This window comes from Shewanella acanthi, from assembly GCF_019457475.1.
GTDB classification, from domain to species: domain Bacteria; phylum Pseudomonadota; class Gammaproteobacteria; order Enterobacterales; family Shewanellaceae; genus Shewanella; species Shewanella acanthi.
This window is the reverse complement of record NZ_CP080413.1, coordinates 1,411,305-1,426,311: the sequence shown is the minus strand read 5'-3', so window position 1 is coordinate 1,426,311 and position 15,007 is coordinate 1,411,305. Positions and strand designations below refer to the sequence as shown.

10 protein-coding genes are annotated in these 15,007 nt (G+C 47.4%); 1 reads left to right on the top strand and 9 read right to left on the bottom strand.

Annotation, left to right across the window (positions count from 1 at the left end; all coding sequences use genetic code 11):
• Window positions 1-127: 127 nt before the first annotated feature.
• Complete coding sequence (locus K0H61_RS06410; protein ID WP_220051880.1) at window positions 128-2,230, bottom strand: DNA topoisomerase III; 2,103 nt, start codon at window positions 2,228-2,230, stop codon at window positions 128-130.
• Between the two features lie 337 nt (window positions 2,231-2,567).
• Here K0H61_RS06410 and K0H61_RS06405 point away from each other — a divergent pair, with 337 nt between their 5' ends.
• Window positions 2,568-4,046 (top strand): alanine/glycine:cation symporter family protein, encoded by a 1,479-nt coding sequence (locus K0H61_RS06405; RefSeq protein ID WP_220051879.1) that lies wholly within the window; start codon window positions 2,568-2,570, stop codon window positions 4,044-4,046.
• Between the two features lie 166 nt (window positions 4,047-4,212).
• On the opposite strand, the gene purF is transcribed toward K0H61_RS06405, so the two are convergent.
• From purF to K0H61_RS06365, 8 genes are all read right to left on the bottom strand, one after another.
• A complete protein-coding gene (purF, locus tag K0H61_RS06400; RefSeq protein ID WP_220051878.1) occupies window positions 4,213-5,727 on the bottom strand; it encodes an amidophosphoribosyltransferase in 1,515 nt (504 codons plus the stop codon).
• 215 nt (window positions 5,728-5,942) lie between these two features.
• Window positions 5,943-6,431 carry a CvpA family protein gene (locus K0H61_RS06395; protein ID WP_220051877.1) on the bottom strand — a complete coding sequence of 163 codons (489 nt, stop codon included), beginning with the start codon at window positions 6,429-6,431 and terminating at the stop codon, window positions 5,943-5,945.
• 112 nt (window positions 6,432-6,543) lie between these two features.
• Window positions 6,544-7,419, bottom strand: a complete 876-nt coding sequence (locus tag K0H61_RS06390) for an SPOR domain-containing protein (protein ID WP_220051876.1) — start codon at window positions 7,417-7,419, stop codon at window positions 6,544-6,546.
• Window positions 7,412-8,683 (bottom strand): bifunctional tetrahydrofolate synthase/dihydrofolate synthase, encoded by a 1,272-nt coding sequence (folC, locus tag K0H61_RS06385; RefSeq protein WP_220051875.1) that lies wholly within the window; start codon window positions 8,681-8,683, stop codon window positions 7,412-7,414. The genes K0H61_RS06390 and folC overlap by 8 nt, the downstream gene beginning before the upstream one ends.
• 92 nt (window positions 8,684-8,775) lie before the next feature.
• On the bottom strand, window positions 8,776-9,561 hold the full coding sequence (gene truA / locus K0H61_RS06380; RefSeq protein ID WP_220051874.1) for a tRNA pseudouridine(38-40) synthase TruA: 786 nt from the start codon (window positions 9,559-9,561) through the stop codon (window positions 8,776-8,778).
• A 95-nt stretch (window positions 9,562-9,656) separates the two neighbouring features.
• Complete coding sequence (locus tag K0H61_RS06375) at window positions 9,657-12,668, bottom strand: FimV/HubP family polar landmark protein (RefSeq protein ID WP_220051873.1); 3,012 nt, start codon at window positions 12,666-12,668, stop codon at window positions 9,657-9,659.
• Window positions 12,669-12,846: 178 nt separating this feature from the next.
• Window positions 12,847-13,863, bottom strand: a complete 1,017-nt coding sequence (locus tag K0H61_RS06370) for an aspartate-semialdehyde dehydrogenase (protein WP_220051872.1) — start codon at window positions 13,861-13,863, stop codon at window positions 12,847-12,849.
• A gap of 2 nt (window positions 13,864-13,865) precedes the next feature.
• Complete coding sequence (locus tag K0H61_RS06365; RefSeq protein ID WP_220051871.1) at window positions 13,866-14,996, bottom strand: 4-phosphoerythronate dehydrogenase; 1,131 nt, start codon at window positions 14,994-14,996, stop codon at window positions 13,866-13,868.
• Window positions 14,997-15,007 lie beyond the last annotated feature (11 nt).

The window sequence follows — 15,007 nt, the reverse complement described above, 5'->3', positions numbered from 1 at the left end:
AACTTTAAGGCTAAACCTTACGACTAAGGTTTGCCGAGATAAGGGTTAAGGGTTAACTGACTAACTCCTTTACCGAGTCCTTATTAACACGGTTGGTCTTACTGCGCTTTCAACTTAAGGGTTTTAACTAAGTGGTTTTAGCCTGAGCCGTTTTAGTCGCACTTGCGTTACTTGCAGAACCTTTTGCCGCGCTGCTAGAGGGTTTTCCCTTAGACGCTGCCCTGCGGTAGTTGGACTTTCCCTTGGATGAGGCCCCCTTAAATGACTTACTCTTCGTGGATTTGCGATATCCTTGGCCTTTTAAGCCATTTAACGCTTGGGGTAATTGCGCGCCCGCATTTTCAATCAATGAGGTTAGTGTGCCCAGTAACGGCTGCATAAATCCCTGATAGGAGGTTGCTTTATGGCAAATTTGATTAAGGCTCGACTCCCATAGTGCGGTCATGTCCGGTGTTGTCGCGCTTAAGGGCAAGCTATTAATGAGCCCCTTGCCGACATCGGTGGCAATGATAGATTTACCCTGCCTGACGATATAACCTCGTTTAAACAATAGCTCGATGATCCCCGCCCGTGTCGCCTCAGTCCCAAGACCATCGGTTTCCTTTAAAATTTTACGGATTTGGGGATCGGTGACATAACGGCTAATCCCAGTCATCGCACTTAAGAGTGTGGCATCAGTAAACGCCTTTGGCGGCTGGGTTAGCTTTTCGACAAGCTCGCCTTGGGTACAATGCAGCATCTGCCCTAAGGTTAACGGCGGTAACTGCCCCGTGAAATCCTCATCTTCATTTTTTTCATCATTCGCACCATGAGTTATATCATCCACTTGTGGCACCAAACCCGAAGCCTTACCACGACTCGCCCCATCGCTGGCAAAGAGTTGCTTCCAACCCAGTGACGTGTCCTGTTTAGCCTTAGCATTAAATAATCCCCCTTCGATAGTGACCTGTACTGAGGTTTCACTGTAACAATAGGCAGGATAAAACTGCGCCACATATTTACGGGCAATATGCAGGTAAAGCTGGCATTCACGCTGACCTAAACTCGCTAAATTTGGTGATTTTTCGGTGGGGATAATCGCATGATGGGCATCGACGTTTTTATCATTCCAAGCCTTGGATTTAAGCTTAGGATCAGGCGCTGGGACATTGGTCAGCAGTTCAGGCGCTCCGCGACTGATTGCAGCGAGTACTTTAGGTGCAAGACCATGCTGCTCAAGTGGCAGATATCGACTGTCGGATCGTGGATAGGTAATTAATTTGTGTCTTTCATATAAACTCTGGCAGGTATCGAGTACATCCTTGGCACTCATACCAAAACGCTTAGCCGCATCAATCTGCAGACTGGATAGACTATAGGGCAAAGGCGGATTTTGCTTTTTATCCTGAGTATTAAGCTTGGTCACTTGGGCGGGTTTATCTGTTATTCGCTCAACGACCTTGTTAGCTAACCCTTTAGCTAAGACTCGCCCTTCTTCATCCATATAGGGTAGGCAAGCCTCGCTCGGTTTCCATTTAGCCTTAAATTCCGCGTTATTATCGGTTACCAGCAGGGCCAGTACTTCATAGAAAGGCTTTGATTGGAAGTGAGCGATTTCCTCATCGCGGCGCACGATTAATCCAAGCAGAGGCGTCTGCACTCGCCCAACCGACAGAACCCCCTGATAACCCACCTTTTTACCCTGAATTGTATAGGCGCGGGTCATATTCATACCGTAAAGCCAATCGGCGCGGCTACGGGCTAAGGCTGAAGTGGATAAGGGAATAAATTCACGATTACTACGAAGTTGCGATAAAGCGCGCTTGACCGCCTCTGGGTTTAGGTCACTGATAAGTAAGCGCTTAGCCTGATGTAATTTATCGCCAGTGACGCCAAGGTAGGCAATCACTTCATCAACCAATAATTGCCCTTCACGGTCGGGATCGCCCGCATTGACTAACATATCCGCTTTTTTAATTAGCGTCTTCAAAACCGTCAGCTGACTGCGGGTAGCCGCCTTAGGCTTTAATTGCCATTTTTCAGGCACGATCGGTAGGTGTTCAAACTTCCAGGATTTGAACTCGGGATGATAGGCGTCGGGTTCCGCCTGCTCCAAAAGATGACCCACGCACCAAGACACACAATCACCATTGGCGGCTTCAATAAAGCCCTCCCCTTTTTTATGGGGCTTAGGTAACACGTCGGCGATGGCGCGGCCAAGACTCGGTTTTTCTGCGATATAGAGGATCATCTTCAAAACAAACACTGTATATAGTTACAGTGTAATTTAGCCTAAACTCGGACCCGCTGCAAACACCTTGTCAATTCAACAGCTTTTAGCGCTAAGCAATCGCTGTTTAGCCTTGCTGGTGATAAACAGTTTTCTTATAAACACGCAAAAAACAACGCAAAATCACCATTTAATTAACAATTTTAACTATGAAGCAATCCAAAAAATCGTTATGTTGAAGGTCGATGCAGTACCCGAAAATTTAACCTTAGGCCGATTTGCCTAGTCACACTGTGTGTTTTATCAGTGATTATTATAAAAACTCTGCAAAAACAACTAAATATTGGAGTTGATTTTTATGAATGAAATTGTAAATGCGGTCAATAGTATCGTATGGAGCCCGGCACTCGTTTATCTTTGCCTCGGTGTAGGGCTGTTTTTCTCCCTACGCTCTCGTTTTTTACAATTACGCCATCTACCCGAAATGCTGCGCCTTATTTTTGATGGCAAAAGTACCGATGCTGGCGTGTCCTCTTTCCAAGCACTTGCCATGACACTCGCGGGCCGAGTGGGCACGGGGAACATCGCAGGGGTTGCAACGGCAATTACCTTTGGCGGACCAGGCGCCCTGTTCTGGATGTGGATGGTGGCGTTTTTAGGCGCAAGCTCGGCATTCGTTGAGTCAACCTTAGGACAAGTTTACAAAGAAAAAATCAACGGCGAATACCGTGGTGGTCCCGCCTTCTATATCGATAAAGGCCTCGGCATGAAGTGGTATGCATGGGTGTTTGCGATTGCAACTATCTTTGCATGTGGCGTGCTACTTCCTGGGGTTCAAGCTAACTCCATCGGCTCAAGTCTGCAAATGGCCTTTAATATCAATCCCAATGTGACAGCAGCTATTATTGCAATCCTGCTTGGCTTTATTATCTTTGGTGGCGTGAAACGTATCGCGAGTTTTGCGAGTACTGTAGTGCCCTTTATGGCGCTCGGTTACATCATCGTTGCCTGTGTGATTATCATCCTCAATATTGGTCAGCTGCCCGATATCATCCTATTAATCCTTAAGAGTGCCTTTGGTTTCGATGCTGGCTTTGGCGCGATTTTAGGTCTTGCCATTATGTGGGGGGTAAAACGCGGTATTTACTCTAACGAGGCAGGTCAAGGTACAGGTCCACACGCCTCATCTGCTGCGGCAGTAAGCCACCCAGCTAAACAAGGTTTAGTGCAGGCTTTCTCTGTCTATGTTGATACCCTGTTTGTGTGTTCAGCCACTGGCTTTATGCTACTCATCACCGGCCTTTACAACGTGCAAGGCCCTGATGGTGCTGCACTCTATACGGGTATTGCTGGCGTTGCTGCTGGCCCTGGTTACGTGCAAACCGCGATGGAAAGCATGATGCCAGGTTTTGGTAATATGTTTGTTGCAGTCGCCCTGTTTTTCTTTGCCTTTACTACTATCGTTGCCTACTACTACATCGCCGAAACTAACATTTCGTACATTAATCGCCACGTTAACCGCCCTTGGTTAAATGTGATCCTAAAACTGGTGTTAATGGCCTCAACGGTTTACGGCACAGTAAGAACAGCAGACCTCGCCTGGGCCATGGGTGATATCGGTGTAGGCTTAATGGCATGGCTTAACATCATCGCCATTATCCTGCTGCAAAAGACCGCCTTTAAGTGCCTAAAAGACTATGAGGCTCAAAAAAGCCAAGGCATTGAGCCCACCTTCGACCCAGAAGCTTTAGGGATCCCACGCGCCGACTATTGGGTTGAACGTAAAGCCGAGGAAGCGGCAACTGGAGATAAAGCCGAGCAGCCTAAATCTGTTTAAAGGGGAGTTACCTGAGGGCTTATCGCACTGGCGCTAAGCCTAATCTGAGTCCACATACCTACTAATTGGGTAATCTTCAAAACAAATACAAAAAAGCCTGTGAAATCACAGGCTTTTTTTATTGCTCAGGGATAAGGATTCACGCTATTCCATTGAGGATGTCAGATTAAGGATGACAAACGTTGTGCAGCTCGAGGTTGGTGCCAATATCCTTGTTACGGTCCGCCTTAGCATCGTCGTTACGTAACTGGGTTAAGTGGTCTAGGTAAGACTGATCTACGTCGTTAGTGATGTAGTGACCGTCAAATACCGAGGTCTCAAAACGTTTGATCTCTGGATTTTCCATGCGAACCGCTTCCACTAAATCCGGCAGATTTTGGAAGATGATGCCATCTGCGCCAATGATCTTAGCGATTTCATCCACATCACGGCCATGGGCAATAAGCTCATTAGAGGTTGGCATATCAATACCATACACGTTAGGGAAACGGATTTCCGGTGCCGCCGAGGCAAAGTACACCTTCTTCGCACCCGCTTCACGGGCCATCTCGATGATTTGCTCTGACGTGGTACCACGCACGATAGAGTCATCCACTAATAAGACGTTCTTACCTTTAAACTCAGTGTTAATGGCATTGAGCTTACGACGAACTGACTTCTTACGCTCCTGCTGACCAGGCATGATAAAGGTACGGCCGATGTAACGGTTTTTCACAAAACCTTGGCGGTAAGGTAAATCCATGCAACGGGCGATTTCTAGGGCGATATCGCATGAGGTTTCTGGAATAGGGATAACCACATCGATATCGTGATCGTACCATTCCTTCTTGATCTTCTCGCCAAGCTTAGCGCCCATGTTCACGCGACTTGCGTAAACAGACACGTTGTCTATGGTTGAATCAGGACGGGCGAAGTAAACAAATTCGAAGATACATGGCGAGTAGCTTGGCTCTTTCGCGCATTGACGGGTATAAAGTTTACCGTCTAAAGAGATATAAATCGCTTCACCCGGCGCCACATCGCGCATCACTTCAAAACCTACGGCATCGAGTGCAACGCTTTCTGAGGCCACCATGTACTCAGTACCGGTTGGCGTTTCATTTTTACCTAACACCAGCGGACGAATACCAAATGGATCACGAAAGGCTACCAGACCTTGGCCGATGATCATCGCAACTACCGCATAGGCACCACGGGCTTGCTCGTGCACTTTTGCAATAGTGTCAAACACTTCGTCTGGTGTCAGATCTAAGCTAGTGGTTTTTTGCAGTTCATCGGCCAGCAGGTTTAACAACACCTCAGAGTCTGACGTGGTGTTCACATGGCGACGTTTTTTCACTAAACCTTCAGCCAACTCAACCGTATTAGTTAAGTTACCGTTATGGGCTAATGAAATACCGAACGGCGAGTTAACATAAAAAGGTTGAGCTTCAGATGCGCTAGAGCTGCCCGCGGTTGGATAACGAACATGGCCGATACCCGCGTTACCTTGAAGGCGCTGCATGTGTTTTACTTCAAATACATCTTTGACCAAACCATTGGCTTTACGCAGTCTGAAAGCACCACGATCAACGGTCACAATACCGGCTGCATCCTGACCTCTATGTTGAAGCACGGTCAGTGCATCATAAATGGTCTGATTAACCGATGATTGGCCAACTATTCCGACGATACCACACATGGGTAAGCTTCCTCATTTTAAGATGTTCTATGCACCTTCATGTTGAAATATAAGTAAAAGACGAATTAATCATCTGGCCCTAACACCAGTGCTGCCTCGCCTAACATCGACGTTGTATACACTATCAGGTTAAGGTGCTTACCACCTTAACCTGAAGCTTCACAGCCTCGATTCCTACTTGCGCTTCATCACTTAGGATAAATTTATTTATATTTTTATATTTTGGGTACAAAGCTGGAGGTGTTTTCCAAATAGTTAAAAAACCATTGGATTACAACGCCAAATTCAGGCACTAATACGGAGTCCTTCCACCATTGAGCGTTGGGGGCACCTGTAAAAGCGTCCATAAAAAACAATAGGGCGCTAACAATAAGAGCACCCCTGATCGCACCAAAACAAACGCCAAGCAGTCTGTCGGTACCTGATAATCCGGTTTTAACGACTAATTGCCCAATAACGTAGTTAACGAGGGCGCCGAGAATTAAGGTGGTGATAAAGAGAATGGCAATGGCGATCCCATTGCGAAGCACCTCATCGTTTACCTGCGTTAAGTAAACGGCGAGGTCTTGATAAAATTGGCTGGCAACAAAAAAGGCCACGAACCATACCACGAGCGACATGGCTTCTTTGGCAAATCCTCGGATCAGACTGATGAGAGTCGATAACCCGATGACAAACATGATAGCGTAATCAATCCAAACCATTGAGATGGCTTTCCAGCATAGGCTTTAAGACGGCGCGATTCTACCAGAGACTGAAATGATTCTCACCCCTTCAAAGGCAAATAAATCAGTTCTGTTTTGCGGAAAATCGCGATTAAGACTCTAAGGGATTAAAAGGTACAATCCGCCCCTTCAAGTTCATTTGACTCTCGATATCCTGTTGCATTTTCTTCAATTTTGCCTCAGAAACATCGGGGCCAACGAAGACTTTAGTTAGCACACCATCCCGTGGAGTGGTTGGAATTGTGTACGCTTTAAAGCCTTTTTGACGCAATTGGGCCACTAACGCCTTAACGTTCGCCGCATTACTAAAGGCGCCCAATTGCAATGTCAAACTGCTCTTTAGACTCTCACGACTCACCACTCGGATTTCATCGTCCTTCACCGTTTTAGTCACAGCGGTTTTAGTTGGTTCAGTTTTAGAGGTGGTTTTACTGCCATCAGCCTTGGCCACAATCACGGGCTTCACTTCAGACTTTTTAGCGGATTCTGTCTTCGATGTTTCAGTCTTAGTCGCAGTTTTTGTTACGTCTTTCTTAGGCTCAACCTTTGCGGTCTGCGCTTTTGTCGGCTCCGCTTTAACAGGCTCAGATTTCACCTTAGCGCTATCCGCTTTGGCGACTTCGGTTTTCAACTCAGGTTTTGACTCAGTCTTGCTTGCTTTTGCATCCGCTTTGGCTTGAGTTTCTTTTGCTGGCAAAGTCGAAACAGCACTTGCCAACGCATCTTCATCCCCCGCTTCAATCACCACTGGATCGCTGCCCTCAAGAGCATTAACCTCTTCGGCAGTTAATACCTCAAACATTTCTTGGGTATTGGGCTGCGAAGCAGTAGCTGGTCGTAATGGAATTTCTGCAAACTGTTCTTCCTTGAGCTCTTTTTTACCGTCTAAAACATCTGGTAAAAAAATCACCCCTAGGGCGGCAAGCACCACAGTGCCAACTAAACGATTATGAAACTGGCTAGACAAAACGGTTATCCTGCGTAAAGAGAGACTTAAATCCTGCCACAGTGTAAAAGGAGCCAAACACAATTACCACATCATCGGGCTGAATTTGCGCTTTTAATCTATTCCATGCACTGGCGATATCGTCAAACAGTGTGGCATCGGTGCTATCGCTTAAGGTTTGGCGCAGCAATTCAGCACTGGCGCCACGCTCGCCCGACAGGCTCACTAAATACCACGCATCGACCAAAGGCGCCACGACGGGCAATACCCCGCCAATATCCTTATCCTTTAACATGCCGCAAAGGGCAAACACCTTGCGCCCTTTAACTATGGGGCTGAGTTGCTTCACCAAAAAGCGAGCCGCATGGGGATTATGGGCGACATCGAGCAGAATCAACGGCGCCTCGTTTACTTGCTCTAATCGCCCAGTTAAACGCGCAGAGCGAATGCCCTCGTCGATAATATCTTGAGAAAGATGCGGCCAGCCGTGCTCGACAATCGCAAGTACCGTTGCCGCATTCGGTAATGGCAAAGTGGGTAAGCGTAAACCGGTAAATTCAAAGGTTTTACCGTCAAAGGACCAAGTATCTCGGGTTTGTTGAAAATTAAATTCAGTACCCACTCGGTACAAGTAGGCGCCAACATCCTTTGCCACATCATTCACCGTATGGGGCAAATTAGGCTCACCCACGATGGCTGGTTTGCCCGCGCGAAAAATGCCGGCTTTTTCACGGCCTACCAATTCACGTGTGTTACCCAAATAGCTTTCATGGTCTAAATCGACTGAAGTCACCACGCTAATATCAGCATCAACCATATTAGTGGCATCGAGGCGGCCACCAAGGCCCACTTCCAAAATCACTACATCTAAGTCAGCGGCTTTAAAAAGGATTAATCCCGCCAGGGTGGCGTATTCGAAAAAGGTTAACGATGTTTCAGCGCGCGCGACTTCAATTTGTTCAAAGGCTTTGACAAAGGCGTCATCGGGCGCATCGTCGCCATTGATACGCACCCTTTCGTTAAACTTAAGCATATGGGGCGAGCTATAAACGCCTACGCTGTATCCTGCTAAACGCAGGATGTTTTCAAGCATGGCGCAGGTTGTGCCCTTGCCATTGGTACCGCCAACGGTGACGATTTTCGTCTTGCCTAAATCGAGCAGATTTAAGCGCTTAGCGACCTTAGATACCCGAGTTAATCCCATATCGATTTCCGTTGGGTGAATCGAGAGTAGGTAGTCTAACCACTGACTTAAGGCTGCATTGGCCGCAGGGACTGGAAGCATCTGTCGTTCCTTATTCAAAAATGCTGTACTGCTTATATTTAGGTACTTATCTTTAAGTGCTCGGCGTTTAGCTGCTGAAAACCTATGCCATATTAATCCAGCATAAACAGTGGCCCTAGAGCCAACTTAGGTAATTGGTATTGTTCTGGATAAGTCACATCGACCAGATAAAGCCCGTTCGGCTTAGCGGTGGCCGCAGCAAGATTCCGGTCTTTTAATGCCAGTAAATCCGCCATCCAAGTCAAAGGTTGATTACCAAGACCAATCTCCAGCAAAGAGCCCACAATATTACGCACCATATGGTGCAGGAAGGCATTGGCGGCAATATCCACAATCACATACATGCCTTGGCGGGTGACTTTGACACTATGGACATTGCGAAATGGGGTATTAGATTGACATTGAATCGCGCGAAAACTGGTAAAGTCCTGCTCGCCGAGTAGCGCTTGAGCGGCAATATGCATTTTATCGGCGTCGATATCGCCGTGGTAATGGCTCACACCACTGCGTAAGATGCCAGGACGGAAGTTATGGTTATAAATCACATAACGGTAACGGCGAGCAGTAGCTGTGAAGCGGGCGTGGAAACTCTCATCCACTTCCTTTGCCCAGCGCACGGCAATATTGTCGGGAAGATTGGCATTAACCCCTAAGGTCCAAGCACCTTCGTTGCGAATGGCATTGGTATCAAAATGCACCACCTGCCCTGTCGCATGCACGCCCGCATCGGTTCTACCGGCGCAGAACAGACTGATTGGCTCATTGGCGACTTTCGAGAGCGCCTGCTCTAATTGCCCCTGTACTGAATCGACTTCGGCCTGACGTTGCCAACCGAAATAACCACTTCCGTCATATTCAATACCTAATGCAATCCGCATCCCACACATCCTCACAGTTAATTTAGCGGCGCATTTTATCACAGCATCCCATAAAAAAAACGGCGCAATCAGCGCCGTTACGTCTATTGAAAATATTATCCTAACTCTTTAAGCAAACGACCGGCTTCATCCTGTTGACGATCGTTGCCATCGATTTGAACTTCCTTAAGCAGCGCCTTGGCACTGTCTTTGTCTTCAATCTCAATGTATGCACGGGCAAGGTCTAATTTGGCATTGACTGAGTTTTCCTCGTCATCAACGTCGATCATCGCCGCATCGCCGATCAACGCGCCCACATCGCTCATTTCCACATCCACTTCAGGATAGAGATCACTCTCTGTAGCGTCCTGATCCGCATCGCTTAAGAGTTTCTCGATATCAATGAAGCCATTTTCATCTTGGAAGCTACTCAGGTCATTATCTGACGTAAATTTCTTTGGTTTACGTGACTCCTTAGCATCGAGGGCCGCTAAGGCTTCATCGACGGTGAGGGTGTGCTCATCATCAAGGGCAAAGCTGTCCTCAGGCGTTAGGATCTCTTCTTCAATACTTTCATGAGCTGCAAATGCTGCCAGCACATTATCATCACTGAGCTCAACGTCGGTGTTCAAATCGACAACGGCGCCGAGGTCATCATCGGTTGTGAAGTTTAACCCTTTAGCAAAATCATTACCTAAGTCTGAGGTTAAGTCTTCTACCGGCGCTTTCTTCTTGGTATAAACCACTTCTGGATCTTTTGACTGTGCTTCAGGTGTCATCCCAAGATCGCCGTCCCAGTCCAACACGTTCGAATCTTTCGCCTTACTGGATTTTAAATCGTTAAAGAATGAAGATTCTTTTTCCTTGAAAGGAATAATTTCTTCATCACTGTCATCCACTTGCCTTGCAGCACCAACGGCTGCCGCTTGCGCAGTTTCCATATCGAAGTTGAAATCATCATCTTCGGCTACGGCTTGCTCGGGCAGGTCAAATTCTGCCAACAGTGAATCTAAACTGGTGTCTTCATCACTAGCATCTTCAGTGATATCTTCTGGGATAGCGCTTTCCAGTTCAGCGGCGATCTCATCCTGCAGACTAGGCTTTTTATCAAATTCAATAGCTGGCGTACTTTCCTCTACAATCGGCTCAGCAATTGCGGCTTCAGTGTTAAAGCCCGCAAGGAGTGCCTCAAGATCTTCATCTTGCGTGGCTTGGGTCGCTAAAAGGGCTTCTTCACTGACATCATCTTCGCTCAGCGCTGTATCGAATACAGATGCGACAACAGACGCTTCTTCAGGGGTCACAGCTTCAGGCTCTGCCACCTTAGCGACCGGAGAGTCAAACCCTGCGAGCAAGGCATCGATATCATCGTTATCTGCAACGCCCATCTCATCAAATTCACCGTCGAGCTCAGCCGCAATCTCATCGGCTAAATCATCTGCACTTGGCGCAGCAACGGGATCAGACTCGGTTTGTGCCACTGTGGTTTCAGTTACAGTGGGTGTATCAAAACTTGCCAACAGAGCATCGATATCATCGACATCGTCGTTGTCGCTGCCAAGTTCCTCATCGAGTTCAGCGGCAATGGCCGCACCCAAATCTTCCTCGGCCTCGGTTTCAACGGTTTCGTCTTCGGCATCGTTTGCCGAATCGTCGGGCTCGCTCAGCTGGACATCGCTCTCCTCTGGAGATGGCTCGTCCGTTTCTAAGCCCGCGAGTAAGGCATCAAGATCCTCCTCAGCAAGAATATTACTTGGATCAATCTTCTCTTCTTGGGCTGCTTCCTGATCGCCCATAGCCTCGGCCCAAAGATCGTCCAGAGACTGACCTTCATCCTCGGTAAATTGTGGCTCCTCTGCTACACCTTGGCTGGCAAACATTTCCTCTGGAATGTCCAAGCTATTGGCATTATCGGACATATCAATTTCAGGGGCGAGATCCACACTGCTGACATCGAGCAGGCTGTCGATAGAATCAGCGTGATCCGTATCTAAATGCACTGCCATATCACCAAAATGATCTTCCTCCATCGCATTAACGCTGGCCGCTGTTACAGCTGCCCCAGAAGCGGCCGTCGCTGCCATGGTTTTAGACTGAACTTCTAATTGCTTACGCGCCTTGTTGCGTCTGCGACGTAACATGACGAACACTAAAGCTAACAGCAATAATGCAGGGATCACTGCCGCTAAGCTAAGCAACATGGGATTGTTGACTAAGGTGCGCCATAAATCATCGGCTTCAGCGGGCATTTCTTGCATGGCTTCAGCAGGTTCATCGACGGTATTTGGAGTTTGCTGGGCCGCTTCGACTTCGGCTTTAAGGGCAAGATTTTGTTTCTTAGACGCCTGAAGGGTTTCTTCGAGTACGGCGATTTGTTGGTTTAATTCTTCAACCTTAGCTTTAAGTGCTTCAACATCGGTATTACGCACTGACAATTGATCCTGCGTGCGGGCCAACTCATCAGTAAGGGATAGAATTTTGCTTTCTGCAGCTTCGAGGCGAGCCGTTAAATCTGAGCTCAACATCTTAGGTTCGGCTTTAGTCGTTTCAGCCGCAGTGATAGGCGCCACAGTGGTAGGTTGTGGCTTCACATCAGTTTGGGATTTAGGCTCAGTTTGCGGCTGCACATTGGTGATGACTGGCGTGCTAACAGGCTCAGTCTTAGGTTGAGTCGCCTTAGGCGCAGGTTTGGTTTGTTTGCTAGTACTTTTTGCCCCACTTTTGGCTAAGCGATCGCTGCGCTCAGCGCGGGCAATCGCTTCGCCGTTTGGAATTGCAAGCATTACCTCTTTAGGCGGGATGAGCAGTATCATTCCCTTTTCTAAACTATTGTAATTATCGGAATTAAAGGCATGGGGGTTGGCATCAAACACCGCCGCCATCACCTGATAGACACTGACACTGGAATCGGGGCGCACTTTTTGGGCAATACTCCAAAATGTGTCCCTAGAAGTCGTAGGTCCATATTGATGATTTACTTGGCGAATTTGTCCGTCGGGGCCCATGATTTTCAAGGGTTTGACGGGGGGGGTATCAGCGGCAACAGCAGGATCGATAAAATAAGTGGTAGAAGAAACAGCGAGAGCAGAGGCCACAAGGCCAACCAGATACGAAGTGCGAAATTTCATCAATCCTTCCCTTTGAAGCGCAATAATAGTTATCACTCTGATAACGGGCTTTAGGCAATTGTATTTATTGAGATTACTATAAACTAGAAATCTATGCCCTGCTACTGTCCACAATTGTAAAATAAAAAAAGCCTGCTGACAGCAGGCTTATACAGTACGCTAACTTGCAATAAAAAGATTAGTAGTAATCTCTCACTAAAATCTCTGCAATTTGAACACTGTTTAAGGCTGCGCCCTTACGAATGTTGTCTGATACCACCCACAGGTTAATACCGTGTGAATGGGAGATATCCTTGCGCACGCGGCCAACATATACAGGGTCAGTTCCTGCAGCGTGGGTTACGGCCGTTGGATAATCGTCATTCGATTCAAACAATACCACTCCTTCGGCATTACGCAGTAAAGCTTTAATATCTTCTGCATCGGCGACTTGGCGAGTTTCGATGTGTACGGCTTCAGAGTGACCGTAGAACACAGGTACACGCACCGCGGTCGCGTTTACAAGAATGTCGTCATCACCGAAAATCTTTTGGGTTTCCCACACCATTTTCATTTCTTCTTTGGTGTAGTCGTTATCCATAAACTTATCGATTTGTGGTAACACATTGAATGCGATTTGCTTTGGATACACTTCCGCTTCTGCTGGCAGACCTTGCAGCAGTTTAGTGCACTGTCTTGCTAATTCTTCGATCGCCTGTTTACCCGTGCCAGACACTGACTGGTAAGTCGCAACGTTGATGCGGCTGATGCCATAGGTATCATAAATTGGCTTAAGTGCCACCAGCATTTGAATGGTTGAGCAGTTCGGGTTGGCGATGATGTTACGGTTGCGGAAATCGGCAATCGCATGAGGGTTAACCTCAGGTACAACCAGTGGGATATCAATGTCGTAGCGGAAGTGTGAGGTGTTATCAATCACCACACAACCTGCTTCAGCGGCGATAGGTGCCCACTTGGCCGATACATCGCCACCGGCAGAGAAGAAACCTAATTGCGCTTGACTCCAATCGAAGGTTTCGACGTCCAAAATGGTAACTTGTTTGCCATGGAAGCTGACCGTTTCACCGGCGCTGCGGCTACTGGCTAAAGGGTATAAGTTAGCAACCGGGAAATTACGCTCTTCGAGGATCTCAATCATAGTTTGACCCACTGCGCCCGATGCACCTAAAACGACAACATTAAATTCCTGCGACATAATTACCGACCGACTCCTGAAAAACCTAAATTGGATAACCAATCTACCTTAGATTGGTCCTTGTAAGCCAGCGCCAAAGCGCTAAATTCACGACGATGTTTGTGATTTTTTCTCATCTTGTCAAAGCCATTCTCGTTAAGAAAGGTTTTTCGAAAGAGATTGTCGTCATCGCGTAAATCGTAGACACATCTCGCCAGCGCTAATAGTCCTTTTTCATCGGGTATAGTCGTTAATTGCATTGAGCCGATTCTAAAAAGAGGTAGAAGTTCGGTTAGATTTTTTGTGGCTGGCAGTGTTAATAATTCACATACTTTTTGATAGAGCATAAAGGTGCCGCGGGCTTTGCCTTCGAGGCTATAACCGGCAATGTGCGGCGTGGCCATTTCGGCTAATGCCACCAGCTCTGGCAGAGGATTTGGCTCACCTTCCCAGACATCAAGCACCAGTTTTAAATCGTCCCGCTGACGTTTAACCCTAATCAGCGCCTGGTTATCAATAACATCACCACGGCAACAGTTAAGCAGCCAAGTATGAGGCTTAAGTGCATTTAATCGCGCTTCATCAAACAAATGATGGGTTTTGTGCTCACCACTGCGAGTAATGGGCACATGCAAACTGATAATATCGGCGCGCTGCATAATCGCGTCTAAACTCACAAACTGACGCGGATCGCCCTGCGCTTCTTTTATCGGGTCGTTTAGCAAAACCTCAATACCATAGGCTTCTAGGCACTTTGCCGCCGCAGTGCCGGTATTGCCCGCGCCAACAATCCCCACCACTTTGCCCTTTAGTGAGGAATCAAAACGCTGAGCTAATTCGAGCATAGCTATAAAAGCAAATTCGCCTACGGCGGTGGCATTACAACCTGGCGCATTCGAGAAAGGAATATTGCGCGCATCAAGGTAGGCAAGATCCACATGATCTGTACCGATAGTAGCACTGCCCACAAACTTAAGCTTTTGATTGGACTCTAGTAAAGCTGCATTGACCTTTGTTACCGAGCGTACAAGCAACACATCTGCATCAGCTACCTGCTGAGCAGTTAAGGTACGACCATTCACAGATACGATTTCCCCTAGCTCACCAAATAAGGGGGCAACAAAGGGCATATTCTCATCGACAACAATCTTCATGGGTACTGTTC

Bases quoted from the DNA above. Each gene is read 5' to 3' on its own strand.
- K0H61_RS06410 (WP_220051880.1), bottom strand. From the start codon at position 2,230: ATGATCCTCTATATCGCAGAAAAACCGAGTCTTGGCCGCGCCATCGCC.
- K0H61_RS06405 (WP_220051879.1), top strand. From the start codon at position 2,568: ATGAATGAAATTGTAAATGCGGTCAATAGTATCGTATGGAGCCCGGCA.
- purF (WP_220051878.1), bottom strand. From the start codon at position 5,727: ATGTGTGGTATCGTCGGAATAGTTGGCCAATCATCGGTTAATCAGACC.
- K0H61_RS06395 (WP_220051877.1), bottom strand. From the start codon at position 6,431: ATGGTTTGGATTGATTACGCTATCATGTTTGTCATCGGGTTATCGACT.
- folC (WP_220051875.1), bottom strand. From the start codon at position 8,683: ATGCTTCCAGTCCCTGCGGCCAATGCAGCCTTAAGTCAGTGGTTAGAC.
- truA (WP_220051874.1), bottom strand. From the start codon at position 9,561: ATGCGGATTGCATTAGGTATTGAATATGACGGAAGTGGTTATTTCGGT.
- K0H61_RS06375 (WP_220051873.1), bottom strand. From the start codon at position 12,668: ATGAAATTTCGCACTTCGTATCTGGTTGGCCTTGTGGCCTCTGCTCTC.
- K0H61_RS06370 (WP_220051872.1), bottom strand. From the start codon at position 13,863: ATGTCGCAGGAATTTAATGTTGTCGTTTTAGGTGCATCGGGCGCAGTG.
- K0H61_RS06365 (WP_220051871.1), bottom strand. From the start codon at position 14,996: ATGAAGATTGTTGTCGATGAGAATATGCCCTTTGTTGCCCCCTTATTT.